This is a genomic window from Nocardia sp. No.11, assembly GCF_038752175.1.
Classification (GTDB): Bacteria; Actinomycetota; Actinomycetes; order Mycobacteriales; family Mycobacteriaceae; genus Nocardia; species Nocardia canadensis.
Genome location: NZ_JBCGFB010000048.1, coordinates 17,078 through 42,289, shown reverse-complemented (window position 1 = coordinate 42,289; position 25,212 = coordinate 17,078). Strand labels below are relative to the sequence as shown.

General features: G+C 69.4%; 25 protein-coding genes and 1 pseudogene. 18 read left to right on the top strand and 8 right to left on the bottom strand.

What is annotated here, in order from left to right; all coding sequences use genetic code 11:
• Positions 1-1,830, top strand: a pseudogene (locus V8688_RS16915) (hypothetical protein); the annotation flags it as partial.
• Positions 1,831-1,845: 15 nt separating this feature from the next.
• On the opposite strand, the gene V8688_RS16910 reads toward V8688_RS16915, so the two are convergent.
• Positions 1,846-2,496, bottom strand: coding sequence for a hemerythrin domain-containing protein (locus tag V8688_RS16910; protein WP_218717646.1), 651 nt, complete (start codon positions 2,494-2,496; stop codon positions 1,846-1,848).
• A 245-nt stretch (positions 2,497-2,741) separates the two neighbouring features.
• Between V8688_RS16910 and V8688_RS16905 the strand changes: the two genes are divergently transcribed.
• On the top strand, positions 2,742-3,959 hold the full coding sequence (locus V8688_RS16905) for an NADP-dependent isocitrate dehydrogenase (protein WP_342801192.1): 1,218 nt from the start codon (positions 2,742-2,744) through the stop codon (positions 3,957-3,959).
• Positions 3,960-4,188: 229 nt separating this feature from the next.
• Positions 4,189-5,340, top strand: a complete 1,152-nt coding sequence (locus V8688_RS16900) for an MFS transporter (protein WP_218717703.1) — start codon at positions 4,189-4,191, stop codon at positions 5,338-5,340.
• 28 nt (positions 5,341-5,368) lie between these two features.
• On the opposite strand, the gene V8688_RS16895 is transcribed toward V8688_RS16900, so the two are convergent.
• Positions 5,369-5,884, bottom strand: a complete 516-nt coding sequence (locus V8688_RS16895; protein WP_316573612.1) for a hypothetical protein — start codon at positions 5,882-5,884, stop codon at positions 5,369-5,371.
• 193 nt (positions 5,885-6,077) lie between these two features.
• Between V8688_RS16895 and V8688_RS16890 the strand changes: the two genes are divergently transcribed.
• The gene (locus V8688_RS16890) at positions 6,078-6,473 is read left to right on the top strand and encodes a Rid family hydrolase (RefSeq protein ID WP_342801191.1); all 396 of its coding nucleotides are present in this window, start codon (positions 6,078-6,080) and stop codon (positions 6,471-6,473) included.
• A gap of 56 nt (positions 6,474-6,529) precedes the next feature.
• On the opposite strand, the gene V8688_RS16885 is transcribed toward V8688_RS16890, so the two are convergent.
• Positions 6,530-6,757 (bottom strand): hypothetical protein, encoded by a 228-nt coding sequence (locus tag V8688_RS16885; RefSeq protein WP_342801190.1) that lies wholly within the window; start codon positions 6,755-6,757, stop codon positions 6,530-6,532.
• A gap of 96 nt (positions 6,758-6,853) precedes the next feature.
• On the opposite strand from V8688_RS16885, the gene V8688_RS16880 reads away from it, so the two are divergent.
• Complete coding sequence (locus V8688_RS16880) at positions 6,854-7,435, top strand: TetR family transcriptional regulator (RefSeq protein ID WP_342801189.1); 582 nt, start codon at positions 6,854-6,856, stop codon at positions 7,433-7,435.
• Positions 7,436-7,460: 25 nt separating this feature from the next.
• On the opposite strand, the gene glpK (V8688_RS16875) is transcribed toward V8688_RS16880, so the two are convergent.
• On the bottom strand, positions 7,461-8,972 hold the full coding sequence (glpK, locus tag V8688_RS16875; protein ID WP_218717652.1) for a glycerol kinase GlpK: 1,512 nt from the start codon (positions 8,970-8,972) through the stop codon (positions 7,461-7,463).
• Between the two features lie 61 nt (positions 8,973-9,033).
• On the bottom strand, positions 9,034-9,786 hold the full coding sequence (locus tag V8688_RS16870) for an IclR family transcriptional regulator (RefSeq protein ID WP_218717653.1): 753 nt from the start codon (positions 9,784-9,786) through the stop codon (positions 9,034-9,036).
• A gap of 118 nt (positions 9,787-9,904) precedes the next feature.
• On the opposite strand from V8688_RS16870, the gene glpK (V8688_RS16865) reads away from it, so the two are divergent.
• The 4 genes from glpK (V8688_RS16865) to V8688_RS16850 all read left to right on the top strand — a co-directional run bounded on the left by glpK (V8688_RS16865) (position 9,905) and on the right by V8688_RS16850 (position 14,761).
• Positions 9,905-11,422: a glycerol kinase GlpK gene (gene glpK, locus V8688_RS16865; protein WP_218717654.1), complete on the top strand. Its 1,518-nt coding sequence runs from the start codon at positions 9,905-9,907 to the stop codon at positions 11,420-11,422.
• Positions 11,423-11,451: 29 nt separating this feature from the next.
• Positions 11,452-13,131: a glycerol-3-phosphate dehydrogenase/oxidase gene (locus V8688_RS16860; protein WP_316573615.1), complete on the top strand. Its 1,680-nt coding sequence runs from the start codon at positions 11,452-11,454 to the stop codon at positions 13,129-13,131.
• A 54-nt stretch (positions 13,132-13,185) separates the two neighbouring features.
• Positions 13,186-13,824, top strand: coding sequence for a TetR/AcrR family transcriptional regulator (locus tag V8688_RS16855; protein ID WP_316573616.1), 639 nt, complete (start codon positions 13,186-13,188; stop codon positions 13,822-13,824).
• A 187-nt stretch (positions 13,825-14,011) separates the two neighbouring features.
• Positions 14,012-14,761 (top strand): SDR family oxidoreductase, encoded by a 750-nt coding sequence (locus V8688_RS16850; RefSeq protein ID WP_342801188.1) that lies wholly within the window; start codon positions 14,012-14,014, stop codon positions 14,759-14,761.
• Between the two features lie 58 nt (positions 14,762-14,819).
• Here the strand turns inward: V8688_RS16850 and V8688_RS16845 are convergent, their stop codons facing one another.
• Positions 14,820-16,445, bottom strand: coding sequence for a hypothetical protein (locus tag V8688_RS16845; protein WP_316573618.1), 1,626 nt, complete (start codon positions 16,443-16,445; stop codon positions 14,820-14,822).
• A 189-nt stretch (positions 16,446-16,634) separates the two neighbouring features.
• Between V8688_RS16845 and V8688_RS16840 the strand changes: the two genes are divergently transcribed.
• Genes V8688_RS16840 through V8688_RS16820 form a run of 5 tightly spaced genes read left to right on the top strand, consistent with a single transcriptional unit; the run spans position 16,635 to position 21,355 of the window.
• Positions 16,635-17,852 (top strand): lipid-transfer protein, encoded by a 1,218-nt coding sequence (locus tag V8688_RS16840; protein ID WP_342801187.1) that lies wholly within the window; start codon positions 16,635-16,637, stop codon positions 17,850-17,852.
• Between the two features lie 20 nt (positions 17,853-17,872).
• Positions 17,873-18,307 (top strand): SRPBCC family protein, encoded by a 435-nt coding sequence (locus V8688_RS16835; protein WP_342801186.1) that lies wholly within the window; start codon positions 17,873-17,875, stop codon positions 18,305-18,307.
• 10 nt (positions 18,308-18,317) lie between these two features.
• A complete protein-coding gene (locus V8688_RS16830) occupies positions 18,318-19,196 on the top strand; it encodes a MaoC/PaaZ C-terminal domain-containing protein (protein WP_342801185.1) in 879 nt (292 codons plus the stop codon).
• 27 nt (positions 19,197-19,223) lie between these two features.
• Positions 19,224-20,105, top strand: coding sequence for an SDR family oxidoreductase (locus V8688_RS16825; protein ID WP_218717662.1), 882 nt, complete (start codon positions 19,224-19,226; stop codon positions 20,103-20,105).
• 17 nt (positions 20,106-20,122) lie between these two features.
• Complete coding sequence (locus V8688_RS16820) at positions 20,123-21,355, top strand: acyl-CoA dehydrogenase family protein (RefSeq protein ID WP_342801184.1); 1,233 nt, start codon at positions 20,123-20,125, stop codon at positions 21,353-21,355.
• A gap of 54 nt (positions 21,356-21,409) precedes the next feature.
• Here the strand turns inward: V8688_RS16820 and V8688_RS16815 are convergent, their stop codons facing one another.
• On the bottom strand, positions 21,410-22,264 hold the full coding sequence (locus V8688_RS16815) for an alpha/beta hydrolase (RefSeq protein ID WP_342801183.1): 855 nt from the start codon (positions 22,262-22,264) through the stop codon (positions 21,410-21,412).
• Between the two features lie 70 nt (positions 22,265-22,334).
• Between V8688_RS16815 and V8688_RS16810 the strand changes: the two genes are divergently transcribed.
• The 4 genes from V8688_RS16810 (at position 22,335) to V8688_RS16795 (ending at position 24,548) form a co-directional block, all read left to right on the top strand.
• A complete protein-coding gene (locus V8688_RS16810) occupies positions 22,335-23,114 on the top strand; it encodes an exodeoxyribonuclease III (RefSeq protein ID WP_218717665.1) in 780 nt (259 codons plus the stop codon).
• Entirely contained in the window at positions 23,111-23,605 is a 495-nt protein-coding gene (locus V8688_RS16805; protein ID WP_218717666.1) for a ribonuclease domain-containing protein, read from the top strand. The genes V8688_RS16810 and V8688_RS16805 overlap by 4 nt, the downstream gene beginning before the upstream one ends.
• Complete coding sequence (locus tag V8688_RS16800; RefSeq protein ID WP_218717667.1) at positions 23,605-24,087, top strand: barstar family protein; 483 nt, start codon at positions 23,605-23,607, stop codon at positions 24,085-24,087. Before V8688_RS16805 ends, V8688_RS16800 begins: the two co-directional genes overlap by 1 nt.
• A gap of 95 nt (positions 24,088-24,182) precedes the next feature.
• A complete protein-coding gene (locus V8688_RS16795) occupies positions 24,183-24,548 on the top strand; it encodes a hypothetical protein (protein WP_218717668.1) in 366 nt (121 codons plus the stop codon).
• Positions 24,549-24,554: 6 nt separating this feature from the next.
• Here the strand turns inward: V8688_RS16795 and V8688_RS16790 are convergent, their stop codons facing one another.
• Entirely contained in the window at positions 24,555-25,193 is a 639-nt protein-coding gene (locus tag V8688_RS16790) for a TetR/AcrR family transcriptional regulator (protein ID WP_218717669.1), read from the bottom strand.
• Positions 25,194-25,212: the final 19 nt, after the last annotated feature.

Sequence of the window (25,212 nt, the reverse complement as noted above, 5' to 3'; positions counted from 1 at the left end):
GGCGTCCGCGACGTCCTCGGCCGCCGGATCGCCCGGCTGCCCGCGGGCGCGGCCCGCGCCCTGCGCCTGGCCGCCGTCTGGGGCGACGACATCGACTTCGACACCCTGCTCGAGCTGACCGCCGAACCGGAGGACACGCTGATCGACCTGGTCGACACGGTTACCGTCGCCGGACTGGTCCGCATCGCGGACACCGATCGGATCACCTTCGCCCACGCCCTGATCCGCGACGCCGTCTACGGCGACATCCCCACCCTGCGCCGCGCCCGCCTGCACTGGTCGGCACTGGAACTCCTCGAACGCCGCACCGGCGCGTCCACGGCGGACCTCGAATCCGCTACCGGCACCGTCGACCTCGACGCCATGGCCCACCACGCCATCGCCGGGGCAGGCACCGCGAACGCCACCCGCGCGCTGCGCTACGTCCTCGCCGCCGCCCGCCGCCGCACCGCCCGCCGCGCCCACCAGGACGCCGAGCCACTGTGGCGCTCCGCCCTCGAATTGCACACCAGCGCAGGACACGTCGACGCCATGGCACCGCGCGCCGACCGCCTGGCGGCCCTGTCGACCACCTGCGCGCTGATCAACGCCCTCGCCTACGGCGGCAACGACGAACAGGCCCGCATCCTGCGCGTCGAAGCTCTGGCAACGGCGCGCGCCCTCATGCCGAACACCGCTGCCGCGCGCGGCGACGATGCCCGGATCATCGCCACCGATCCCGTCGTCGCCGTCCTCACCTGCTGGCGTGCCCCCACCATCTGGACCAGTCGAGAGCGCGGCCTGCCCGACCCCGGCATGTGGGCGGAGCTGGCCGCCGCGTCGGCGCGCACGACAGCGCCGGACCTGCGGATCCGGCTGCTCGTCAGCACCGCCTTCGAAGTCGTCGGCTTCGACAACCCGCACGCCTTCGCCTGCTCCGCTGAGGCCTTGCGCACGGCGCGCGAGCTCGGTGATCCCGAATTGTTGTGCGCCGCACTCAATGCCAGGGCCTTCGTCGCGCTCGGCCCCGACCTGTGGCCGGAGCGCGGCGCCCTGGCCGACGAACTGCTGCGCGTGTCGACCGAGGCGGGGCTGCCGGAGTACCAGGCGGTCGCGCATTTCCTGCGCTTCCTCGTCGCCTCGGGCGCGGGCCGGCTCGTCGCCGCGCGAGCCGAGATCGCCATGGCACTCGACTGCGCCGAGGGCGGCCAGCTCGGCCCGCTGCTGGTCGTGTCCACCGCGCACCTGGCTGTGCTCGCCGCGCTGCGCGGCGACTTCGCGACCGCCGAGGCCATCGATGCCGACCTCAGCGCAAAGATGATCGCGGCAGGTCACGCCAACGGCGCCGAACTGGTCCTGCTCGCCGAGATGATGACCGGCTGGGCGCTGGGCGACCTCGCGCCCGGCCTGGAGGGTTTCGCCGCGCTGAACGCGGCCGCGCCGCACGCGCTCAGGTCCGCGTACATGCTGGCCCTGCTCGACGCGGGCGAGACCGAGCGGGCGGCCGCGGTGCTCGACGCGGGCATCCCGGTGCTGCGCGATTACTACTGGTGCGCGATGTCGGTGTTCGAGGCCAGGGTGGTCACCCGGATCGGCACGATCGAGGCGGCCCGGCAGCTCTATCAGGATCTGCTGCCGAGGGCAGGCACCATCGCGGGAATGGACTCCGGGTCGGTCGCCTTCGGCCCGGTCGACACCGTCCTCGCCGAACTGGCCGACCGGCTGGGTGACCACGCCGCCGCGACCGCGCACCGCGCCGCGGCCGAGGACGTGCTCGCCGCCATCGCGACCGAACTGGCCGCACTCGACGATCTCGGCACCACCGCGGGCGGGCCGTCGGCGACCGCGTAGCCCGCCGCCACGGGTTCACCCACCGGCCAGCACACGCTCCCGACGGCGGTATCCGATACCGAACACCGTCAGCATCACCCGCACCGGCAGTCCACCCTCGGCCCTCAGTTCGGCGAGTTCCGTCGGCGCGCAGACCGCGACCATGCGCGGCAGTTCGAAACTCATCACCGCGCCGCCGCGGGCCGCCGCCTCGACCCGCTCCCACTGCGCGGTGGTCAGGTACTCGGTGATGATCGGGAAGACCGTGCGCTCCTCGTCGGCGATGTGCTCGTCGAGCACGGTGTGCAGCCGGGTCAGCCGCTCGGCCAGGTCGGCGGCGGCACCCGGGCGGCGGGCGACCAGCTCGGCACAGGTCGTCCTGATCTGGGCCAGCGCCGGGTCGAGCTGGGCATGGTCGTCGCTGAGCTCCCTGAGTTCCACCGCGTCGCCCGCGGCGGCGGTCAGCGTCGGCCAGAGCACCTCGTCCTCGACGCGGTGGTGATGGTGGATGGAGTCGCACAGCAGGCCGAGATAGTCGGCGATCGCGCGGGCCCGCCGCGGCGGACACGGTATCCGGGTGGCGGCGAGCTCCCCGGTCAGAGCGGCGAACCGGGCGGTATCGGCCAGCATCGCGCGATGGGCCAGGCGCATGCCGAGTAGGTTGGGTGTCGAGCGTATGTCGGTCATGACCCGACAGTGCCCTCGGTCACTTGCGACCCGTTTGCCGTCCGCTGCGCCGGCGGAGTCCCGCACAGCGGGCCCTCCCATCGCGGTGAGGTAGGGGGCAGCAGTACGCTCGTCTTGTTTGCACCACACGTCCCGCAGACAACGCGGGGCATATACGTTGTCTGTTGGAACAGCTGGGGTCCGCTCACAAGCGTGTTCGCCTGGCCGTGCAATGAGGGCACCATCCTAGGAGGACACGAAGATCCATGTCCAAGATCAAGGTTGAAGGTACCGTCGTAGAACTCGACGGCGACGAGATGACCCGGATCATCTGGCAGTTCATCAAGGACAAGCTGATCCACCCGTATCTCGACGTGAACCTCGAGTACTACGACCTCGGCATCGAGTACCGCGACAAGACAGACGACCAGGTCACCGTCGACGCGGCGAATGCCATCAAGAAGCACGGCGTCGGCGTGAAGTGCGCCACCATCACCCCCGACGAAGCGCGGGTGAAGGAGTTCGGCCTCAAGAAGATGTGGCGCTCGCCCAACGGCACCATCCGTAACATTCTGGGTGGCACCATCTTCCGCGCGCCGATCATCATCTCCAACGTGCCCCGCCTGGTGCCCGGCTGGACCAAGCCGATCATCATCGGCCGCCACGCGTTCGGCGACCAGTACCGCGCCACCGACTTCAAGGTCTACGAGGCGGGCACCGTCACGCTGACCTTCACCCCGGAGGACGGCAGCGAGCCGATCGTGCACGAGGTCGTGAAGATGCCCGAGGACGGCGGCGTCGTCATGGGCATGTACAACTTCAAGAAGTCCATCGAGGACTTCGCGCGGGCCTCGTTCAACTACGGCCTGCAGCAGAACTACCCGGTGTACCTCTCCACGAAGAACACCATCCTCAAGGCCTACGACGGCATGTTCAAGGACACCTTCCAGGAAGTCTTCGACGCCGAGTTCAAGGCCGAGTTCGACGCGGCGGGCCTGACCTACGAGCACCGCCTGATCGACGACATGGTCGCCTCCTCCATGAAGTGGGAGGGCGGCTACGTCTGGGCCTGCAAGAACTACGACGGCGACGTGCAGTCCGACACCGTGGCGCAGGGCTTCGGCTCGCTGGGCCTGATGACCTCGGTGCTGCTCACCCCGGACGGCAAGACCTGTGAGGCCGAGGCCGCGCACGGCACCGTCACCCGGCACTACCGCCAGCACCAGCAGGGCAAGCCGACCTCGACCAACCCGATCGCGTCGATCTTCGCCTGGACCCGTGGCCTGGAGCACCGGGGCAAGCTGGACAACACCCCCGAGGTGATCGGCTTCGCGCAGGCGCTCGAGGACGTCGTCATCAAGACCGTCGAAGGCGGGCAGATGACCAAGGACCTGGCGCTGCTCGTCGGCGGCGACCAGGGCTACCTGAGCACCGAGGAGTTCCTGGGTGCGCTGGACGTGAACCTCGCTCGCGCCCTGAAGTGAGATAGAGCTGGGGCGCCGCGTCGAACCGCGGCACCCGCATCGCTGGGCAAGGCGCCCGCATCGGACCCGATGCGGGCGCCTTTCTCGTCGCCGGGCATCGGGGTGGGATAACTCACCCTCGCCCCGGGTAGCGATCGGGAAGCGGGGCCCGTTGCATTGATGCGTGACTTCTTCCCTCTCCGCCTCCGGTCTCGTCGAGACGCCACGCACGAACTGGCATGTCCCGGCGATGCTCGCGCTGGCGCTGGGAGGGTTCGGCATCGGCACCACCGAGTTCGTGACGATGGGTCTGCTGCCCGATATCGCGGCCGACTTCGACATCTCCGAGCCGACGGCCGGGCACGCGGTGTCGGCGTACGCGCTGGGCGTCGTCGTCGGCGCGCCGCTGATCGCCGCGCTGTGCGCCCGGGTGCCGCGCAAGAAACTGCTCATCGCGTTGATGGCCGCGTTCACCGTCGGCAATGCCGCGACGGTGCTGGCCCCGACCTTCGGCACGCTGGTGGCGGCCCGGTTCGTCTCCGGTCTGCCGCACGGCGCCTACTTCGGTGTCGCCTCGCTGGCCGCGGCTACGCTCGCCCCGGTCGGGCAGCGGGCCAAGGCGGTGGCCGCGGTGATGCTGGGGCTGAGCGTGGCGAATGTGATCGGGGTGCCGGGCGCGACCTGGCTGGGCCAGCATCTGGGCTGGCGGGACGCCTATGTCGTGGTCGCGGTGATCGGGGTCGCGACGGTAGCGGCGCTGTGGCGGTTCGTGCCGAGCCTGAGCGGTATGAAGATCACCAACCCGATGACCGAACTCGGCGCGCTGCGCCGCCCGCAGGTGCTGCTCACCCTGGCCGTGGGCGCGATCGGCTTCGGCGGCATGTTCGCCGTCTACACCTACATCGCCACCACCATGACCGACGTCGCGGGCATGCCGATCGGCGCGGTCCCGATCGTGCTGGCCCTGTTCGGCCTCGGCATGATCACGGGCAACGTCCTCGGCGGCATCCTGGCCGACCGGGGCGTGGACCGCTCGATCCTCGTCGGCATGATCGCGATGGTGATCATCCTGGCCGGCTTCGTTGCGGCCGCGCACAACCCGATCACCGCCTCGATCGGCGCGTTCCTGGTCGGCGCGTCCGGCGCCGCCCTGGCCCCCGGCCTGCAAACCCGCCTGATGGACGTCGCCGCCGACGCCCAGACCCTCGCCGCCGCCCTCAACCACGCCGCCCTCAACATCGCCAACGCGGCGGGCGCCTGGCTGGGCGGGCTGGTCATCGCCGCCGGTCTCGGCTACACCGCCCCCGCCGCCGTCGGCGCCCTCCTGGCGATCCTCGGCGTCGGCCTGTTCACCGTCACCGTCTGGGCCGCCCGGCGCCGCGCGCCGGACACCGCCGGCTGACCCCGCTGTCGTGCGTTCCGCCGGAGCGTCACAGCTCGGACCATGCGACTCCGGACCATGGCGGGATTCGTCCAGCCAGCAGCTGGAGGTGGAAGTCGGGGCCGTCATGTGTCCGGTCCCGCTCGGGATCGGTGAGCTGACTGATGGTGCAGATGTAGTCGCCGTTCGGGAGTTCGACGCTGGACCCGTAGATCTCCTTGTCGTCGTCCACGGCGGAGTCGGCGAACTGGGCGGCCATGGTGACCGTGTCCAAATTGACGACGACCAGCTCACCGCCCGTCACGGTGATGGGGCCGGCGATCTGCCTGATGATCGGCAGCCGCGGATCTACCGGCGAGTCCGAGAGGTCGATTTGCCATTGCTCCTCGCCGCCGGTTCCCCAGAGCAGCATCGTCCGCTGCCGGATCTGCGATTCGACGCGCTCGAACAGTAGCTCCAAGGTCCAGTCTTCGCCCACGAACGACGTGTACGCGTGTGGGTCGACAAGGCCGAGATATCCCGAGTCATCGGTCATTTCGTCGATCCGATGCCGAAGCTGTGCCATGCAGGAGTCCTCCCCGGTTTGCTCACCGAACCCTACAAGCACGGAGGCCGGTCGGGCACCGAGCTGCAACGCGACAACCCGTGCACCGACCCCTGCCCGCGCCCGATCCACCGGCTGAACGCCCGGAAATGTCACACTCGGGCGCGCCGCGTCGTCTCGTCTGCGCAGGACCATCGGCAACAGGAGAGGTGTCATGTCAGTAGTGATCAGCAACCCGTCCGAACTGCACGATCCGACCGGGTTCGGGTACAGCCACGTCGCGCGGGTGACGGGCGAACTGGTCGTCATCGCGGGGCAGTACGACTCCGATGCTGAAGGGCACACGACCAGTACCGATTTCGGCGAGCAGGTGGATCGGGCGTTCGCGAATCTGGGCGTCGCGCTGCGGTCGGCGGGGGCGGACTACGCCGATGTCGCGCAGTTGCGCACGTTCGTCGTCGACCACGATGTGGAGAAGCTGACGGTGCTCGGCGCCAAGATCGCCGCGATCTGGGGTGACCGGCCGCCCGCGCAGACCCTGCTCGGGGTCGCCGCGCTGGCCCTGCCGGGCATGCTGTTCGAGGTGGACGCGCTCGCGGCGCTGGGCTGAGGTGACCGCGCACTCGCCGACCGCCCCGGCGGCGAGTGCGCGACGGACCGCCGCGGCTAGGCGGGCGGGTTGCAGGAGTACGCCGAGCCGCACTGCAGCTGGCGCAGGAACGAGCCGAACTCGTCGAGGAAGGCACTACCCGTGGACGCACCGCCCGGAGCGGGTTCGCCGGGGGCGACGACGGGGGCGGGGGCCAGCGGAGCGGCCGTGGCCGGGCCCGCGGCGAGGACCGCTCCGAAAGCCAGTGCCGCGATGCCTGCGCCGAGCAGCTTGGTGAACGCCATGGTGAATCCTTTGTTCAACTGTGTGACCGTGAAGGGCGGCTCGAAGTGTTGCATACGTGACCGATCGGTCGCAATAGGCGTTGGTATGCTCGGAAAGTGGCGCGTACCAAAGAATTCGACCCCGACGTGGTGCTGGACCGCGCGCTGGATCTGTTCTGGCAGCGTGGCTACGAGACCACGTCGATCGCGGATCTGATCGAGCATCTCGGGATCGCCAGGGGCTGCATCTACGCGACCTTCGGCAGCAAGCACGAACTGTTCATGCAGGCGCTGCAACGGCACCTGGAGATCGTCGACGCGCGGATCACGGCGGAATTGGCCCGGCGCGGCCCGGCGCTGCCCGCGATCAGAGGGCTGATCGATCGGTTCGTGACCGAGTCCTGCGCGGCGGACAGATTCCTCGGTTGCCTGGTGACGACCGCCGCGGTCGAGCTCGCCGCGCGCGACGCCGAGGTCGCGCGGCTGGTCGAATCCAGCTGGGCCCGTACGGAGACGGCGCTGTTCTCCGCCCTCTCGCGCGCCCGCGCGCAGGAAGAACTGCCGCCCGACGCCGATACCCGCGCCATGGCCCGCTTCCTGCTCGTCTTCTTCCAGGGCGTCTGGGTGCTCGAACGCGCGCCCAATTCCGCCACCCGCCTGCGCGACGCGGGCCGGGTGGCCGCGTCGATCCTGGGCTGAGTTCGGTCCTTTCAGGAACGATCGGTCAAGTTTGTGAGCTACCGGCGGCGCCCGCAGGCCGCGCCCAGCCGACGCTGAGCTGCACCGCCCGCTGCCACCGCTCGTACTCCTCGTCGCGGACGGCGCGGTCGGCCTGGGGCACCCATTGCGCCGCCACCCGCCAATTGCTCCGCAGCCCTTGCAGATCCGGCCAGTACCCCACGGCCAGGCCGGCCGCGTAGGCCGCGCCGAGCGAGACCGTCTCGGTCACCAGCGGACGCATCACCGCGACGCCGAGCACGTCGGCGATGATCTGCATGAGCAGATTGTTCGCGGCCATCCCACCCGCGACCCGCAGCGATCGGGCCCGCAATCCGGCATCGGCGTTCATCGCCTCGACCACATCGCGGGTCTGCCAGGCGGTGGCCTCCAGCACCGCCCGCGCCAGGTGCCCCTTGGTGACGTAGGAGGTGAGCCCGATCAGCAAGCCCCTGGCATCGCTGCGCCAATGCGGTGCGTAGAGCCCGGAGAAGGCGGGCACCAGATAGCAGCCGCCGTTGTCGTCGACGGTGCTCGCCAGGGTCTCGATCTCGGGCGCGGTGGCGATCAGGCCGACGATGTCGCGCAACCACTGCACCAGCGACCCGGTGACCGCGATGGGACCCTCCAGCGCGTACACCGGGTCGGGACCCACCTGGTAGCCGATGGTGGTGAGCAGTCCGTGTTCGGATCGGATCAGGTCGGTGCCGGTGTTCATCATCAGGAATCCACCGGTGCCGTAGGTGCATTCGGTCTCGCCGGGAGCGAAGCAGGTCTGGCCGAAGAGCGCGGCGTGCTGGTCGCCGAGGGCCGCGCCGATCCGGACGCCGGGGGCGACCGTGCGCGCGATCCCGAAATCGCCGGTGGACGGCTCGATCCGGGGGAGCATCGCGCGCGGGATATCGAAGAACCGCAGCAGTTCCTCGTCCCACTGCCGGGTGGCCAGATTCATCAGCAGGGTGCGGCCTGCGTTGGTGACATCGGTGACGTGCGCGCCGGTGAGATTCCAGATCAGCCAGGACTCCATGGTCCCGAACAGCACCTCGCCGCGTTCGGCGCGGGCCCGCAGCCCGTCGACGTGGTCGAGCAGCCAGCGCAGCCGAGGTGCGGCGAAATAGGTCGCCAGCGGCAACCCGCTCAGCTCCGTGATCCGGTGCGCGCCCGGCGTTTCCCGGAACCGCTCGACGAGTTCCTCGGTACGGATGTCCTGCCAGACGATGGCAGGCCGCACCGGCACCCCGGTCGCGCGATCCCACACCACGGTGGTCTCGCGCTGGTTGGCGATCCCGATGGCGGCCACCTGCTCGACGGTGATCCCGGCATCGCGCAGCGCCGCGGGCACGATCCGCTCGACCGTGCGCCAGATCTCCAGCGCGTCCTGCTCGACCCAGCCCGAGCGCGGATAGCGCTGGCGGTGGGTCCGCTGGGCCAGGCCAGCCAGCCTGGCGTGACGATCGAACACGATGCAGCGGGTGGAGGTGGTGCCCTGATCCAGGGCGAGGACATACCGGGGCGTCACCGGATTCTCCCGTTCGTCACGCGGCGCCGCGGTCGTGCGGGGCGCGGCTGGGTGGCCCGGATCATCGCGCCGCTCCGAGATCGCGGTGCACGGCCTGCGCGGCGGCGCGCACCTGCTCCACGGCGGCGGGCCGGATCTGTAATCGGTTGTCGCACAGCCGATCGGTCGGTCCCGAGATGCCGATGGCGGCGACCACCAGTCCTCCTCTGGCGCGGATCGGCGCGGCGATGCCCGCCTCGCCGGAGCGATACTCCTCGACCTCGCCGGCCCAGCCGGTGCGCCGCACTTGCGCGATCGCGCGGTCCAGTGCGGTCGGGTCGACGATAGTGCGGCGCGTGAAGGACTGCAGCGCAGCGGGGTTCGATGCCGCGTCGTAGGCGAGCAGCACCTTGCCCAGCGCGGTGGCGTGCGCGGGCAGCACCTCGCCGACGGCGAGCACCTGCTCGGTGTTGTCGGGCCGGAACACGTGGTGCACCACCGTCACCCCCGACGGTCGCGCCACCGCCATCCGCACCGACTCGCCGGTCCGCGAGGCGAGCGCGTCGGCCCGGTGGATCGCGCGTGAGCGCAGTTCGTTGACATCGAGGTGGTCGGTGCCGAGCTCGCCCAGCGCGGGCCCGAGCAGATACCGCCCCGTCGCCGGGTCCTGGTCGACGAAGCCCACCCCGAGCAGCGTCCGCAGAATCCCGTGCGCGGTGGGTTTGGCCAGGTCGAGCGCGGCGGCGATCTCGCCCACCGCCATCGGCCCCGACCCGCGCGCGAGCAGCCGCAGCACGGCGGCGGCTCGCTCGATCGACTGGATCGGACCCGGCACCGCCCGAACCTATCAGCCCGAGCGTTCGGCATTGTCGAACGGCGGCCGTGGCGGCGGGGCCGGGCCGTTCCTAGCGTGGGTGCCGGGCTCGACGGTGAGCCCGCTCGAAAGGACCACGATGAATCGGTATGTGGGCGCGATCGACCAGGGCACGACCTCGACGCGTTTCATGGTTTTCGACCGCGGTGGCACGGTCGTCGCCCGGCATCAGCTCGAACACGAGCAGATCATGCCGCGGCCCGGCTGGGTCGAACACAATCCCGACGAGATCTGGGAACGCACCCGCACCGTCGTGAAGACCGCGCTCGCCTCGGCCGACCTCACCGCCGCCGATCTGGCCGCGATCGGCGTCACCAACCAGCGCGAGACCACCGTCGTGTGGAACCGCCACACCGGCCGCCCGTACTACAACGCGATCGTCTGGCAGGACACCCGCACCGATCGGATCATCACCGCGCTCGAGGCCGCCGGGCACAGCGATCTGATCCGCGAGCGCACCGGTCTGCCGCCCGCGCCGTACTTCTCGGGCGGCAAGCTGCGCTGGATCCTCGACAACATCGAGGGCGTGCGCGCCGACGCCGAACGCGGTGACGCCCTGTTCGGCACGCTCGACACCTGGCTGATCTGGAACCTCACCGGTGGCATCCGCGGCGGCGTGCACGTCACCGATCCGACCAACGCCTCGCGCACCATGCTGATGGATCTCGAGACCCTGCGCTGGGACGACGAGCTGCTGCGCGTCTTCGACATCCCGCGCGCCATGCTGCCCGCCATCGCGCCCTCGTCGAACCCGGCCGGTTTCGGCACCACCAACCCCGACGGGCCGTTCGAGCGCGCGGTCCCGATCGCCGGGGTCCTCGGCGACCAGCAGGCCGCCGGCGTCGGTCAGGTGTGTTTCCAGCCGGGCGAGGCCAAGAACACCTACGGCACCGGCAACTTCCTGATGCTCAACACCGGCACCGACATCGTGCGCTCGGCACACGGCCTGCTGACCACCGTCGCCTACCAGTTCGGCGACGACAAGCCCGTCTACGCGCTGGAAGGTTCGATCGCGGTCACCGGCTCGGCCGTGCAGTGGCTGCGCGACCAGCTCGGCATCATCGCGGGCGCCGCGCAGATCGAGGACCTGGCCGGCCAGGTCGACGACGCGGGCGGGGTGTACTTCGTGCCCGCGTTCTCCGGGTTGTTCGCGCCGTACTGGCGACCCGACGCGCGCGGCGCCGTCGTCGGCCTCTCGCGCTACAGCAACAACGCCCACTTGGCCAGGGCGACACTGGAATCCATCGCCTATCAGACCCGCGACGTGGTCGAGGCGATGCAGCGTGATTCCGGGGTGCGGCTGGCGACGCTGCGGGTCGACGGCGGCGTGACCGTGAACAAGCTGGCCATGCAGATCCAGGCCGATCTGCTCGGCGTCCCGGTCTCGCGGCCGGTCGTCGCCGAGACCACCGCCCTGGGCGCCGCCTACGCGGCAGGCCTGGCGGTCGGGGTCTGGAACTCCACCGACGAACTGCTCGCGAACTGGCACGAAGACCTCCGCTGGTTCCCCGCCTGGTCCGACGAGCAACGCGAACGCGGGTACGGCCGCTGGCTCAAGGCCGTCGAACGCACCCTCGACTGGGCCGAACTCGACTGATGACCGATCACCTCGACAAGGAGCACACCGTGTCCGTTCCCCTGGACTCCCTCTACCGCGACAAGGCGATCGCGGCGCTCGGCGACCGCGAGATCGACGTGCTGGTGATCGGCGGCGGCGTGACCGGTGCCGGCGCCGCGCTCGACGCCGCCGCGCGCGGTCTCTCGGTCACTCTGGTCGAGGCCCGCGATTTCGCCGCCGGTACCTCGAGCCGGTCGTCCAAGCTCATCCATGGCGGCCTGCGCTACCTGGAGCAGCTGGACTTCGCGCTGGTCCGGGAGGCGCTCAAAGAGCGTGGGCTGCTGCTGAACACGCTCGCGCCGCACCTGGTGCACCCCGTGCCGTTCCTGTTCCCGCTCCAGCACCGGGTGTGGGAGCGCGCCTACATCGGCGCCGGCGTCGCCCTCTACGACACCCTCGGCGGCGCGCGCGCCGTCCCCATGCACAAGCACCTGACCCGTTCCGGCGCACTGGAACTCGCGCCCGCGTTGCGTTCGGACGCGATGACCGGCGCGATTCGCTACTACGACGCCCAGGTCGACGACGCCAGGCACACCATGATGATCGCCAGGACCGCCGCCGACCACGGCGCGACCGTGCTGACCCGCACCAAGGTCACCGGGCTCGTGCGGGACGGGGCGCGGGTCGTCGGCGCGCACGTCGTCGACCTGGAAACCGGTGTCGCCCACACCATCCGGGCCCGCAGCGTGATCAGCGCGACCGGTGTCTGGACCGACGACATGATCAAGATGACCGGCGTCGACTTCCCGTTCCACGTGCGGATGTCCAAGGGCGTGCACATCCTGGTCCCGCGTGACCGGCTCGACCTGCACACCGGCCTGATCATGCGCACCGAGAAGTCCGTGCTGTTCGTGATCCCGTGGGCCGAGCACTGGATCATCGGCACCACCGACACCGCGTGGGAGCTGGACAAGAACCATCCCACCGCCACCGCCGCCGACGTGCAGTACATCCTCGACCATGTCAACGCGCTGCTGCGCGAGCCGCTGACCAGAGCCGACATCGTCGGCACCTACGCCGGGCTGCGTCCGCTGATGACCGGCGCGTCGAAGGAGACGGCCAAGCTCTCGCGCGAGCACGCCGTGGCCGAGCCCGTGCCCGGGCTGTTCGTGATCGCGGGCGGCAAGTACACCACCTACCGGGTGATGGCCGCCGACGTGGTCGACGCCGTCGCCGCGCGCCTCGGCGGTGACATCCCGGCCTCGACGACCGCGCAGCTGCCGATCGTCGGCGCGCAGGGCTATCGCGACATGCTGGCCGAGTCCGCCGAACTGGCCGCCACGGTGGGTCTGCCGCTCGAGGTCGTCGAGCACCTGCTCGGCCGCTACGGCGCGCTGGCCACCGACATCTTCGATCTGATCGCCGCCGATGCCACGCTGCGTCAGCCGATTCCGGGCGCACCCGACTACCTGGCCGCCGAGGCCGTCTACGCGGTCACCCACGAGGGTGCGCTGCATCTGGACGATCTGCTCACCCGCCGCACCCGCATCTCCATCGAGGTCCCCGACCGTGGGCTGGCCGCCGCACCGGAGATCGCCCGGCTGATCGCGCCGCTGCTGGGCTGGGACGACGACACCGCCAACGCCGAGATCAACCGCTACTACGACCGGGTCCATGCCGAACTGGCCGCCAACGAGGCGGGTGACGACGAAGCGGCGAACTCCGCCCGGCTGGTCGCTGTGCGGTGACGCGACGAACTCCCGCTTACCAACAGGTCTGTATGTAAGCGGTAGGATCGCCCGATGACCAGCACCGCAGCCGACAAACCGCAGCGGCGGACGCAGGAGCAGCGCAGCAGCGAGATGCGCGTCCGGCTGCTCGACGCGACCATCGACTGCCTGGTCGAGTACGGGTACGCGGGGACGACGACACCGCGAGTCGCCGAGCGGGCCGGGGTGACTCGCGGCGCGCAGGTGCACCACTTCGGGTCCAAACACGACCTGGTGGTCGCCGCCGTCAAGCATCTGGCCGAGCGACGGGTGGCGGCGGCGATGAGCGAGATGACCCAGGTCTCGGTCGGTGACGATCCGGTCGGCGCCGCGCTCGAGTTCCTGTGGGAACTGCATCAGGGACCCCTGTTCATCGCCACGGTGGAACTGTGGGTGGCTGGCCGGACCGATCCGGTGCTGGCCGCCGCGATGGAAGAGGTCGAACCGCTGGTCAACACCGCGGTCCTGCGGGCGGTGGCCGAGCTGGTTCCGGATGATCTGCGCCGCAAGGGCGCCCGCGACTTCGCCTACACCGCGATGGACGCGCTGCGCGGCATCCTCGTCGCCAACTTCGTCGTCCCCGACCCCGAACGCGCCCATCGCCGCTGGCGTCGCGCCGCGGTGGACCTGCGTGCCGCGGCGGCCGCCGTGATCACGGCCGATTCCCAGTGAGCGCGGGCAGCGCGGGTCGGTCGGGTCGATACCTGGGTGTGGCGGGATAGTCCGACCGCGCGCCCGGACATGCCGCCGCGACACCACATCGGTAGCGATCGGTTCCACCGGCGGGGCCGGATGACTAGCGTGAGCGCATGTACTCGCACATCGAGCCCTCGCGGGCGCAGGCACCGGACACGCTCTCGTGAGCCGGGGCACCATCGTGATCACCGGCGCCAGCTCCGGCTTGGGCGCGGAGATGGCCCGCCAGTTCGCCGCCCTCGGCTACGACCTGGGCCTGTGCGCCCGGCGCACCGAACGGCTCGACGAGCTGCGCGCGGAGATCCTCGCGGCGCATCCCGATCGCGTCGTCTCGGTGAAACAGCTGGACGTCACCGATGACGCCGCCGTGTTCACCGTCTTCGCCGAGTTCGCCGCCGAGTTCGGCACCCTCGACCGAGTCGTGGTGAACGCCGGACTCGGCAAGGGCGCGCCCCTGGGCACCGGCAAGCACGCCGCCAACCGAGAGACCGCCGTCGTGAACTTCCTCGCCGCCCTGGCCCAGACCGAGGCCGCGATGGAGATCTTCCGCGCGCAGGGTCGTGGTCACCTGGTGATGATCTCCTCGATCTCCGGCCTGCGCGGCATGCCCAAGACGCTGACCACCTACGCCGCCACCAAGGCGGGCGTCGCGGCGCTGGCCGAGGGCCTGCGCGCCGAAGCTGTTCCCGGCGTGGATGTCTCGGTGATCTACCCCGGCTACATCCGCTCGGAGATGAACGACCGGATCAAGCACGAGCCGAAGTTCATGGTGGACACCGAAACCGGCGTCCGTGCCATGGTCGCCGCCATCGAGAAGCGCCGCGCCAAGGCCTACGTCCCCGACTGGCCCTGGATCCCCCTCGCCTTCGCTCTGCGCACCCTGCCCCTACCCCTGGTTCGCAAACTCCTCTGACCACGACGACGGCCGTGCCGGCGAAAGATGGTCGTCCGGCACGGCCGTCGTGGGTGGGTCAGTGCTGGCGGGGCAGCAGGTGCTTGCCCTCACGGTCGGTGGACAGCGCCAGCGAGCTGATGTACTGGATCTCGCCCTCGGGGCCGGGGACCGCCGAGGCGATCATGTCCGGTCGCTCGAACTCCATGCCGGTGACGTGGCAGGGCAGCAGGTCGCCCGACGGGTTGCCGTGCTCGTCGAACATCGGCAACTCGATGCCGTCGTCGGCGCGGCGCAGGTAGTACTTGCCCTTGGTGGCGATCGCGGTGAGCGGGGTCGCGACGAAGGCCACCAGCACCGCGACCAGCGGCGAGTACGGCTTCAGCAGCTCACCGAAGAGCCCGAAGAAGGTCATGATCGACAGCACCGCCGACAGGCCGAAGCCGACCAGGCCGACCGGGTTGAAGTCGTAGAGCATGCCGCGCCGGAACTCCGGCACCTTCGGCGAGATCTTCAGCAGGTACTTGTTCACCGCGATGTCGGTGGCCACGGTGACGATCCAGGCGATGCCGCAGTTGGCGTAGAAGCCCAGGATGTTGTTGAGGAAGTCGAACATGTTCGCTTCCATCAGCACCAGCGCCACCCCGAGGTTGACCACCAGGAACACCAGGCGACCGGGATAGGTCTTGGTGACGCGGGTGTAGGAGTTGGTCCAGGCCAGCGAGCCGGAGTAGGCGTTGGTGACGTTGATCTTGATCTGGCTGATGACCACCAGCACCACGGCCAGCGTCATGGCCAGCCAGCCCGGCACCATGTCGCGGTAGATCTCCAGGAACTGGTGCACCGGCTGGTTCGCGATGCCCTGCGCGGCGGGCAGATTGGCGATCAGGTAGACCGCGAGGAACAGGCCGACGACCTGCTTGGCCGCGCCGAAGAGCACCCAGCCGGGACCGGCCAGCAGCATCCACCCCCACCACTTGGCGCGGTTCTCGGGGGTGCGCGGCGGCATGAACCGCAGGTAGTCGATCTGCTCGGCGATCTGGGCGATCAGCGACAGGCACACGCCTGCGGCCAGCAGCGCGCCGGACACGCTGACGCCGCCACCGTTCTCGCCGCCGTAGGCGAAGAACGAGCCCACCGAATCGGGGTGGCGCACCAGCAGGAAGCCGAACGGCGCCACCATCAGCAGCAGCCACAGGGGAGTGGTCCACACCTGCAGCTTGGCCAGGGTGTTCATGCCGTAGATGACCAGCGGGAAGATGATCACCGTCGAGGCCAGATAGCCCATCCAGAGCGGAATTCCGAGGCCCAATTCCAGGCCCTGGGCCATGATCGAACCTTCCAGCGCGAAGAAGATGAAGGTGAACGACGCGAACACGATATTGGTGATCACCGAGCCGTAGTAGCCGAATCCGCTACCGCGCGTGATCAAATCCAGATCGATGTTGTAGCGCGCCGCGTAATAGGCGAGCGGAAATCCGGTCAGCATCACCACGACGGCGAAGATACCGATGCCGATCAGCGCGTTTCCGGTGCCGTGCGCGATGCCGATATTCGCGCCGATCGCGAAATCGGCGAGATAGGCGATGCCGCCGAGAGCGGAGATGCCGACCACTGCCGGGCTCCATTTGCGGTAGCTCCGCGGGGCGAAACGCAGCGTGTAGTCCTCGAGTGTTTCTTTGGCAGCGGTATCTGCTCCGGCCATTTCCCTCTCCCTCATCCACGCGGCCGTCGAATTCGGCGGCTCACCGACGGTGCTCGATGGATGTAGACGCCAATTTTCCGAACCGTTACGCCGCTGTTACGCGGCCCGATGGTGACCGGGGTCACGAAAAGCGTTGTGAAGATACATGCAGGGTTGTATGTTTGTGCGGAGCCTGAGGATGGGAGTTCGATGACGAACAAGGTCTATGTGGTCGGCGTAGGGATGACGAAGTTCGAGAAGCCGGGCCGCAAGCAGGTCGAGGAGGCCGACGGGACCACCCGGGCCTGGGACTATCCGGACATGGCGCGGGAGTCGGGCACCAAGGCCCTGGCCGACGCCGGCATCGACTACCGCGAGGTCGAGCAGGCCTATGTGGGCTACGTCTACGGCGAGTCCACCTCCGGGCAGCGCGCCGTCTACGAGCTCGGGATGACCGGCATACCGGTGGTCAATGTCAACAACAACTGCTCGACCGGCTCCACCGCGCTGTACCTGGCGGCGCAGGCGATCCGGGGCGGGCTGGCCGAGTGCACGCTGGCGCTGGGCTTCGAGAAGATGCAGCCCGGTTCGCTCGGTTCCACCTGGGACGATCGCGAACAGCCGATGGCCAAGCACGTGCTGGCCCTGGCGGAGATCTCCGAGGTGCTGTTCCCGGTGGCGCCGTGGATGTTCGGCGCGGCCGGTCGCGAGCACATGAAGCGCTACGGCACCACCGCCGAGCACTTCGCCAAGATCGGTCACAAGAACCACAAGCACTCGGTGAACAACCCGTATTCGCAGTTCCAGGACGAGTATTCGCTCGACGACATCCTGGGCTCGCGAATGATCTACGACCCGCTCACCAAGCTGCAGTGCTCGCCGACCTCGGACGGTTCCGGCGCGGCGATCCTGGCGAGTGAGGCGTTCGTGGACCGGCACGATCTCGCGGAGCGGGCGATCGAGATCGTCGGGCAGGCGATGACCACCGACTTCGCCTCCACCTTCGACGGCACCGCCAAGAACCTCATCGGCTACGACATGAATGTCGCTGCCGCGCGCAAGGTCTACGAGCAGGCGGGCCTGGGCGCCGACGACTTCCAGGTGATCGAGCTGCACGACTGCTTCTCCGCCAACGAGCTGCTGCTCTACGAGGCGCTCGGCCTCTGTGGCGAGGGCGAGGCCGGGAAGCTGATCGACGCGGGCCAGACCACCTACGGCGGCAAGTGGGTGGTGAACCCGTCGGGCGGCCTGATCTCCAAGGGGCATCCGCTCGGCGCGACGGGCCTGGCCCAGTGCTCCGAGCTCACCTGGCAGCTGCGCGGCACCGCCGACAAGCGCCAGGTCGACAACGTCACCGCCGCGCTCCAGCACAACATCGGCCTCGGCGGCGCCGCCGTGGTCACCGCCTACCAGCGCGCGGTGCGCTGACCAGCACGAGGAGAACCGCAATGGGACACATCGAAGCCACCAAGACCGTCACGGCCACTCCGGAGGCGCTGTGGGCGGTCGTCTCCGACCCGCAGACCTGGGACAAGTGGTTCACCATCCACGAGAAGTTCATGGAGGAACCGCCCGCCGTGCTGGCCGAGGGCGCCGCACTGGTCGCCAAGATCGTGATGCTCGGCATGGCCAACAAGATCGAATGGACTGTCCGGGCGGTCGAGGTGCCGAACCGGCTGACCCTGGCCGGTGCCGGAATGGCCGGTGTCCGCACCGAATTCACCTTCGACATCCAGCCCGCGGGCTCCGGCAGCACCATCCTGGTCTCGGGTGACTTCGAGGGCGCCCTGATCAAGGGCGCGCTGGGCAAGGCGGTGGAGAAGGACGGCCGCACCCAGCTCGACAAATCCCTCGACCAGCTCGACGCGCTGGCCTCGGCGTAGGGGCGCGGGGATGACAGCACACGCAGCGGGCGGCCGCATCGTCGAATTCGACGACGCCGGCCTGGAAAAATGGAGCGACGCCGAGGAATTCGCCGTCACCGCGGAGCGGATCGCCGACTACGCCGCCGCGACCAACGACCCGATCCGGACCCATCGCGACGGCAGCGTCGCGCCCCCGGTCTTCGCCATCGTCCCGGTGTTCGAGGCCATGATGATGCCGATCCTCGACGTGGCGCCGATGGACATCTTCGGCCGGGTCGTGCACGGCGAGCAGGACTTCCACTTCCACCGGCCGATCCGCCCTGGTGAGCAGCTGGTCTCGCGGGCCAAGGCGGTCGGCTACACCAGCAAGTCGACCGGCACGACCGTCACCATCCTGGTCGAATGCCGGGACACGGCAGGCGAACTGGTCAACGAGCAGTACCTCACCGCCTTCTTCCGCGGTATCGACGCGGGCAAGTCGGTCGGGGAGCAGGCGCCTGCGCATCGCTTCGACGAAAGTCGACGCGCGAGCGCGCCGTTCGCGGTTGTCGAGCACCACGTCGACGACGACCAGACCTTCCGCTACTCGCCCGCCTCGGGCGATCCGATGCCGCTGCATCTGGACGAGCAGGTCGCCAAGGACGCCGGACTGCCCGGGATCATCGCGCACGGGCTGTGCACCATGGCGATGGCGTCGTGGGGCGTGCTCACCGCGACGGCGGGTTCGGACGTGCATCGGCTGCGGCGCTTCGCGGTGCGTTTCGCCAAGCTCGTCTTCCCCGGCGACGATCTGCAGACCCGGATCTGGCCTGTCACCAGCGCGGACGGCGTCACCACCTATGCCTTCGAGACGGTGCGCGGCGCGGACGTCGTCCTCAGCGACGGCCTCGCCGAGATCGCCGACTGAACCCTTCATCACACACAGGAGTCATCCATGAGTTCCCTGGCAGGCAAGGTCGCCGTGATCACCGGCGCGGGTCGCGGCATCGGCCGTGAGCACGCGCTGCTGTTCGCGCGCGAAGGCGCGAAGGTCGTGGTCAACGATCTCGGCGGCAGCAATGCCGGTGAGGGCGCCGATTCCGGCCCGGCGCAGCAGGTGGTCGACGAGATCGTCGCGGCGGGCGGCATCGCCGTCGCCAATACCGACGACATCGCGACCTGGGACGGCGCGCAGAACCTGATCGCCCAGGCGGTCGGTGAGCTCGGCGGGCTCGACATCGTCGTCAACAACGCGGGCATCCTGCGTGACGTCTTCGTCGCCGCGATGGACGAGGCGCAGTGGGACGCGGTGATCGCCGTGCACCTCAAGGGCCATGCCGCCGTGCTGCACCACGCCGCCGCCTACTGGAAGGCGCAGAGCAAGGCGGGCAACCAGCCCAACGCCGCGGTCGTGAACACCGCGTCGGCCTCGGGAGTCACCCTGCCGAACGCGGGCCAGGCCAACTACGGCGCCGCCAAGGCGGGCATCGCGGCGCTCACCCAGGTCGCCGCCGAGGAACTGGGCCGCTACGGGGTGCGGGTCAACGCGATCGCGCCGATCGCGCGCACCCGGCTCACCCTGGCCACCCCCGGCATGGGCGCGATGTTCGCCGCCGAGGCCGCCGCGGCCGAGGAGTCCGGCGGGTTCGACGCGTTCAGCCCGGCCAATATCTCGCCGCTGGTCGCCTACCTGGCCTCGGACAAGTGCCCGATCACCGGCAAGGTGTTCGCCGTGCAGGGAGGCGCCATCTCCGAGCTGGCCGGCTGGCACGATGTGAAGACCATCGAGACCGAAGGGCCGTGGGCGATCGACGACATCGCCGTGCGGCTGCCCTGAGCGGCGGGAGAACGACGATGTTCGAATGGTCCGAAACCGATCTGATGGTCCGCGATGCCGTGCGGACCTTCATCGACAAGGAAGTCCGTCCGCATCTGGACGCCCTCGACAGCGGTGAGATGCTGCCGTACCCGATCCTGCGGAAACTGTTCAGCCAGTTCGGGATCGACGCGATGGGCGAGGACGCCGTCACCAAGATGCTGGCCAAAGAGGCGGCCGGTCCCGGCGAGAAGTCCGGCGGCGGCGGTGGGTCGCCGTTCGCCGGGCAGCAGTCGATGATGGCGGTGCTGATCAGCGAACTGTCCGGCGTCTGTATGGGTTTGGTGTCGGCACTGGGTGTCAGCATCGGGCTGGGCGCCACCACCATCATGTCGCGGGGCACTCTCGCGCAGAAGCAACGCTGGCTCGCCGACATCGTCACCCTGCGCAAGGTGGCGTCGTGGGCGATCACCGAGCCCGACTCCGGCTCGGATGCCTTCGGCGGCATGAAGACTCGCGTCGAGCGCGACGGCGACGACTACATCCTCAACGGCCAGAAGACCTTCATCACCAATGGCCCGTGCGCCGACGTGATGATCGTCTACGCCAAGCTCGACGAGGGCGACGGCGCCGACAAGCGCCACCGCAAGGTGCTGACCTTCGTGCTGGACAAGGGCATGCCGGGGCTCACCCAGGGCAAGCCGTTCAAGAAGATGGGCCTGCACTCCTCACCGACCGGTGAACTGTTCTTCGACAATGTCCGGCTCGGCCGCGACCGGCTGCTCGGCGAGACCGAGGAGCATCGCGGTGGCGACGGACGCGAGAGCGCCAGAGCCAGTTTCACCGCCGAGCGGGTCGGCGTCGGCTTCATGGCGCTGGGCATCATCGAGGAGTGTCACCGGCTGTGCGTCGACTACGCGCGCACCCGCACGCTGTGGGGGCAGGAGATCGGGAAGTTCCAGCTGATCCAGCTCAAGCTGGCCAAGATGGAGGTGGCCCGGATCAATGTCCAGAACATGGTGTTCAACGTGCTCGAGCGGGGCAAGGCGGGCAAGCCGCCGAGCCTGGCCGAAGCGTCGGCGATGAAGCTCTACTGCTCGGAGGCGGCCACCGAGGTCGCGATGGAGGCGGTGCAGCTGTTCGGCGGCAACGGCTATATGAGCGAGTACCGGGTGGAGCAGCTCGCGCGTGACGCGAAGTCACTGATGATCTACGCGGGCAGCAACGAGATCCAGGTGACCCACATCGCCAAGGGTCTGCTCGGCAAGTAGCGATCGGCGAAACCCGGCCGCGAGAGCGCCTCGCGCGGCCGGGTTCTCGCGTGCTCAGACCGCGCGCAGGTGACCGCGGCTGGCGTAGATGTGCTCGGCGATGAGGGTGGCGATCCGGTCCGGCGCCTCCAGCATCGGCACGTGACCCACGCCGTTGACCAGGATGCGATCCGCGGATTCGGGGAGCTCGCGCAGGTAGCGGGTGGCGTAGACATGGTTGGGGATGATCCGGTCGTACTCGGCGAGCAGCATGCGGACCGGGGCGGACAGCTCGCTCAGGTCGTCCATCGCGGGCGTGCGCAGGCTGCCGAGCAGCATCGGCACGATCGCGTCGCAGTGCAGGACGGCCGCGATGATCGTGGCGAGGTCGCGCTTGGCCACCGCGCTGGTGTGCTTGCTCAGCATCAGCGCGGCGACCTGCTGGACCAGCGGGTTGTTGATCACCAGGCCACTGATCCGCTTGCCGACCTCGACGAACGGGACCAGCGAGGCGAACTTGGCGCCGATTCGCACCTGAGTGAACGAGGGCGAATCCCAGCCGCCCGCCGGCGCGATCGCGGTGAGCGTGAGCGCCCGCCCGCGCCGGGTCAACTCCAGCCCGACCCAGGCGCCCAGCGAGTTGCCCGCGATATGGCAGGTCTGCCAGCCCAGTTCGTCGAGCTGATCCTCGATCTGATCGGCCAGCGCGTACACATCCAGGGACCAGCCCTCGACCTTCGGCCCACCCCAGTGCCCGGCGAACGCGGGTGCGTACACCTCGCAGTGGGCCGACATCCGCCGCGCCACCTGCTCCCAGCAGTGCGGCGACAACATGAACCCGTGCAACAGCAGGACCGGATCACCGGACCCGAGGTGCAGCGCCGCGACAGGCGACGGCCGGGCAGTGGACTTGGCGGTGCGTGACGTCATCGTCAATCACCCCTTCCTGGACGACAGTGTCCGGGGGAGCATTCCTGACCTGTCATTGTACGGTCGTCCGGTGGCTCTCATCCTTTCAACCGTGAACGTCAACGGCGTGCGCGCCGCGGCGACCAAGGGCATGTTGCCCTGGCTCGACGCGACCGAAGCCGACATCGTGTGCTTGCAGGAGACCAGGGCGACCGATGCCCAGGTCGCCGCCGCGCTGGCGCCCGCGCTCGAGGCGGGCTGGGTGCTCTCGCACGCCGAACCGGAGTCGAAGGGGCGCGCCGGAGTCGGCATCCTGTCGCGCCGGACCCCCGACGCGGTGCGGATCGGCTTCGGCAGCAGCGAGTTCGCCGAGTCCGGGCGCTACATCGAGGCGGACTTCGACGAGGTCACCGTGGCCAGCGTGTACGTGCACTCGGGGGAGGAGAACACCCCCAAGCAGGACGAGAAGTACCGGTTCATGGCCGAGTTCGGCGCCTACCTGAAGACGCGGACCGGCGAGTTCGTGGTCAGCGGTGACTGGAACATCGCGCCCGCCGAGGTCGACCTGAAGAACTGGAAGGGCAACCAGAAGTCGGCGGGGTTCCTGCCGGAGGAACGCGCCTGGATCGCCGAACTGCTGGCGGCCGGCTACGTCGACGTGGTGCGGGCCCTGCACCCCGACGTCGCGGGCCCCTACAGCTGGTGGTCCTACCGTGGCCGCGCCTTCGACAACGACTCGGGCTGGCGCATCGATTACCAGCTGGCCCTGGGTGAACTGCCCGGACGCGCCAAGCAGGCCGTCGTCGAACGCGCCGATGCCTACGACCAGCGCTGGTCCGACCACGCTCCCGTGACGGTGCAGTACCGATGAATCTCTCGCGCAAGACGCTCGGTCTGCTCGGCGGACTCGTGCTGATCGTGCTCGCGGTGGGCTTCACCCTGCTCACCGGGCGCGGCGGCGAGGACACCACCGCGGCGACCACCACCCGCGCGGTCGCCGGGGTCACCACCACCAAGGCCGCGCCGAAGCCGGGCCCGCCCGCCGGGAATTCCAGCGCGGCCCCGGTCACCAAGGCGGCGGGCGTGCCCGATCGCGCCTACGCCACGCTCGTGGAGATCGATGCCGGACGCTGGCCGGATTCGGCGAACGCGCCCGGCACCAAGGGCGGCGAGCAGTGGATGAACCGGGGAACCAAACTGCCGCCGAAGGATTCGGCGGGCAAAGCCGTGACCTACCAGGAGTGGGACGTCAATCCCAAGCAGCGCAACCGGTCTCGCGATGCCGAGCGCATCGTCACCGGCAGCGACGGCACCGCCTGGTACACCGGCGACCACTACGAGACCTTCACGAGGATGCGCTGATGACGACGCGAATGACGCTGTCGCGGTTCCTTGCTCGTCCCAGCGCGGAGGCGCCCGCCGTGGCCGCCGCGCCGCCGGTGCTCGGCGCCCTGCCGGTGGACGCCAACCAGTTCAGCGGCGTCCGCTACGACGCGCCGGCCGACTACCGCGTCCGCGAACTGCGTGGACCCAAGATGCGCACCACCGCCGAACTCTTCGACGAGTTCGCCGCGGCCTTCCAGTTCCCGTACTACTTCGGCGCGAACAAGGACGCCTTCGACGAATGCCTGCGCGACCTGGACGATTTCGTCGGCGACGCGCCCGGCTACGTCGTGGTGGTGCGGACCGCCGCCGAACTGCTCGCCGACGACCCCACCGAGCGCACCTGGTTCGACGCGGCCATGCGCGACTGCGCCGCCTACTGGTCGCGCCGCGACGTCGTCTTCCGCGTCGTCCTGCAGGGCGAGCCGGAAATCTTCGGCGCGGTGGCGCTGACCGACTGATCCATTGCCACCGGAATTGGCGGCTGCCACCACCTTGTCGGTCCGCTTAACGTTCTCGCCGAGCGGCTGCCGAGGCCGTCGATGAGGAGAACACGATGAAGCGAGTTCTGGTGAGTGCGAGCATTCTCGCCGCGTTCCTGACCGCCGCGGCGGGTCCGGCCACGGCCGACGCGCAGCCGAGCCACCGGGGCTCGGGCGCCGAGATCGCCGGCGCGGTCGGGTCGACCGAGGACTTCCCGTTCGCCCAGCTGCTGAACGCGGGCTCGTCTCAGCCGTGCGACGGCATCGAGCTGGACGGGTGCCTGCCACTGCCGCAGCAGGCGTCCCAGCCCATCGCCGACAGTGGGTCGTCGGTGCTGTCGCCCGAGCTGGTGGTGACGATCAATCAGGCCATCCTATGGCTGGCCAACGGTTCGTCGGAACCCTGCACCGCACCCGCCGGTCTCTGCCCGCGGCGGTGACGTAGGTCAGCGGTGGCGTTCGGCCAGGTCGTCGCCGAGGAGGACGAACACCTCGGTGACCTGGTCGATCAGTTCCTCCCGGGTCAGGTCCAGGTCGCCGGCCAGCCAGGTCGTGAGGGTCTGGGTCAGGCCGCCGATGAGGTAGATCGCGCGGAAGTCGACGAGCTTCTGTGGTACCTCTACCCCGTAGAAACCCGTGCCCTCGGCGGCGACCAGGCGGGAGAACGCCCGCACCGTGCGGGCCGTGCGGGCCCGCAACTCCGGCGTCGCCATGCCCGCGATCAGCGCGGCCTTCGCCTTGCGCGGATCGTCGATGAGCACCGAGATGCCCGCGTCGATCGCGGCGCGCGACTGGGACCTGCTGTCGGGGTCCGCCGTGGCCAGCGCCGTCACGATCGATGCGGTCAGCTCCTCGGCGATGCGGTCGAGCAGGGCCTCGAGCACGCCGTCGCGATGCTCGAAATTCTCGTAGTAGTAGCGCTCGTTGAGGCCCGCGCGGGCGCAGAGCCCGGCGACGGTGAGCTTGGCCTGCCCGTCCTCGGCGACGATGTCGAGCGCCGCGTCGAGGAGGGCGGTTCGGCGTTGGGCCTGTCGTTGTTCGGCCGAGACGCCACCATAGGTGCGTTGTGCTGCCACAGCTCCCATTCTGCGTCCTGCCGTCGCG

Coding starts and splice junctions, on each gene's coding strand:
- V8688_RS16895 (WP_316573612.1), bottom strand. CDS start 5,884: ATGGCACAGCTTCGGCATCGGATCGACGAAATGACCGATGACTCGGGA.
- V8688_RS16805 (WP_218717666.1), top strand. CDS start 23,111: ATGAATCTCTCGCGCAAGACGCTCGGTCTGCTCGGCGGACTCGTGCTG.
- glpK (WP_218717654.1), top strand. CDS start 9,905: ATGAATCGGTATGTGGGCGCGATCGACCAGGGCACGACCTCGACGCGT.
- V8688_RS16900 (WP_218717703.1), top strand. CDS start 4,189: ATGCTCGCGCTGGCGCTGGGAGGGTTCGGCATCGGCACCACCGAGTTC.
- V8688_RS16820 (WP_342801184.1), top strand. CDS start 20,123: ATGTTCGAATGGTCCGAAACCGATCTGATGGTCCGCGATGCCGTGCGG.
- V8688_RS16795 (WP_218717668.1), top strand. CDS start 24,183: ATGAAGCGAGTTCTGGTGAGTGCGAGCATTCTCGCCGCGTTCCTGACC.
- V8688_RS16840 (WP_342801187.1), top strand. CDS start 16,635: ATGACGAACAAGGTCTATGTGGTCGGCGTAGGGATGACGAAGTTCGAG.
- V8688_RS16815 (WP_342801183.1), bottom strand. CDS start 22,264: ATGACGTCACGCACCGCCAAGTCCACTGCCCGGCCGTCGCCTGTCGCG.
- V8688_RS16890 (WP_342801191.1), top strand. CDS start 6,078: ATGTCAGTAGTGATCAGCAACCCGTCCGAACTGCACGATCCGACCGGG.
- V8688_RS16845 (WP_316573618.1), bottom strand. CDS start 16,445: ATGGCCGGAGCAGATACCGCTGCCAAAGAAACACTCGAGGACTACACG.
- V8688_RS16885 (WP_342801190.1), bottom strand. CDS start 6,757: ATGGCGTTCACCAAGCTGCTCGGCGCAGGCATCGCGGCACTGGCTTTC.
- V8688_RS16905 (WP_342801192.1), top strand. CDS start 2,742: ATGTCCAAGATCAAGGTTGAAGGTACCGTCGTAGAACTCGACGGCGAC.
- V8688_RS16800 (WP_218717667.1), top strand. CDS start 23,605: ATGACGACGCGAATGACGCTGTCGCGGTTCCTTGCTCGTCCCAGCGCG.
- V8688_RS16790 (WP_218717669.1), bottom strand. CDS start 25,193: ATGGGAGCTGTGGCAGCACAACGCACCTATGGTGGCGTCTCGGCCGAA.
- V8688_RS16825 (WP_218717662.1), top strand. CDS start 19,224: ATGAGTTCCCTGGCAGGCAAGGTCGCCGTGATCACCGGCGCGGGTCGC.
- V8688_RS16835 (WP_342801186.1), top strand. CDS start 17,873: ATGGGACACATCGAAGCCACCAAGACCGTCACGGCCACTCCGGAGGCG.
- V8688_RS16830 (WP_342801185.1), top strand. CDS start 18,318: ATGACAGCACACGCAGCGGGCGGCCGCATCGTCGAATTCGACGACGCC.
- V8688_RS16910 (WP_218717646.1), bottom strand. CDS start 2,496: ATGACCGACATACGCTCGACACCCAACCTACTCGGCATGCGCCTGGCC.
- V8688_RS16855 (WP_316573616.1), top strand. CDS start 13,186: ATGACCAGCACCGCAGCCGACAAACCGCAGCGGCGGACGCAGGAGCAG.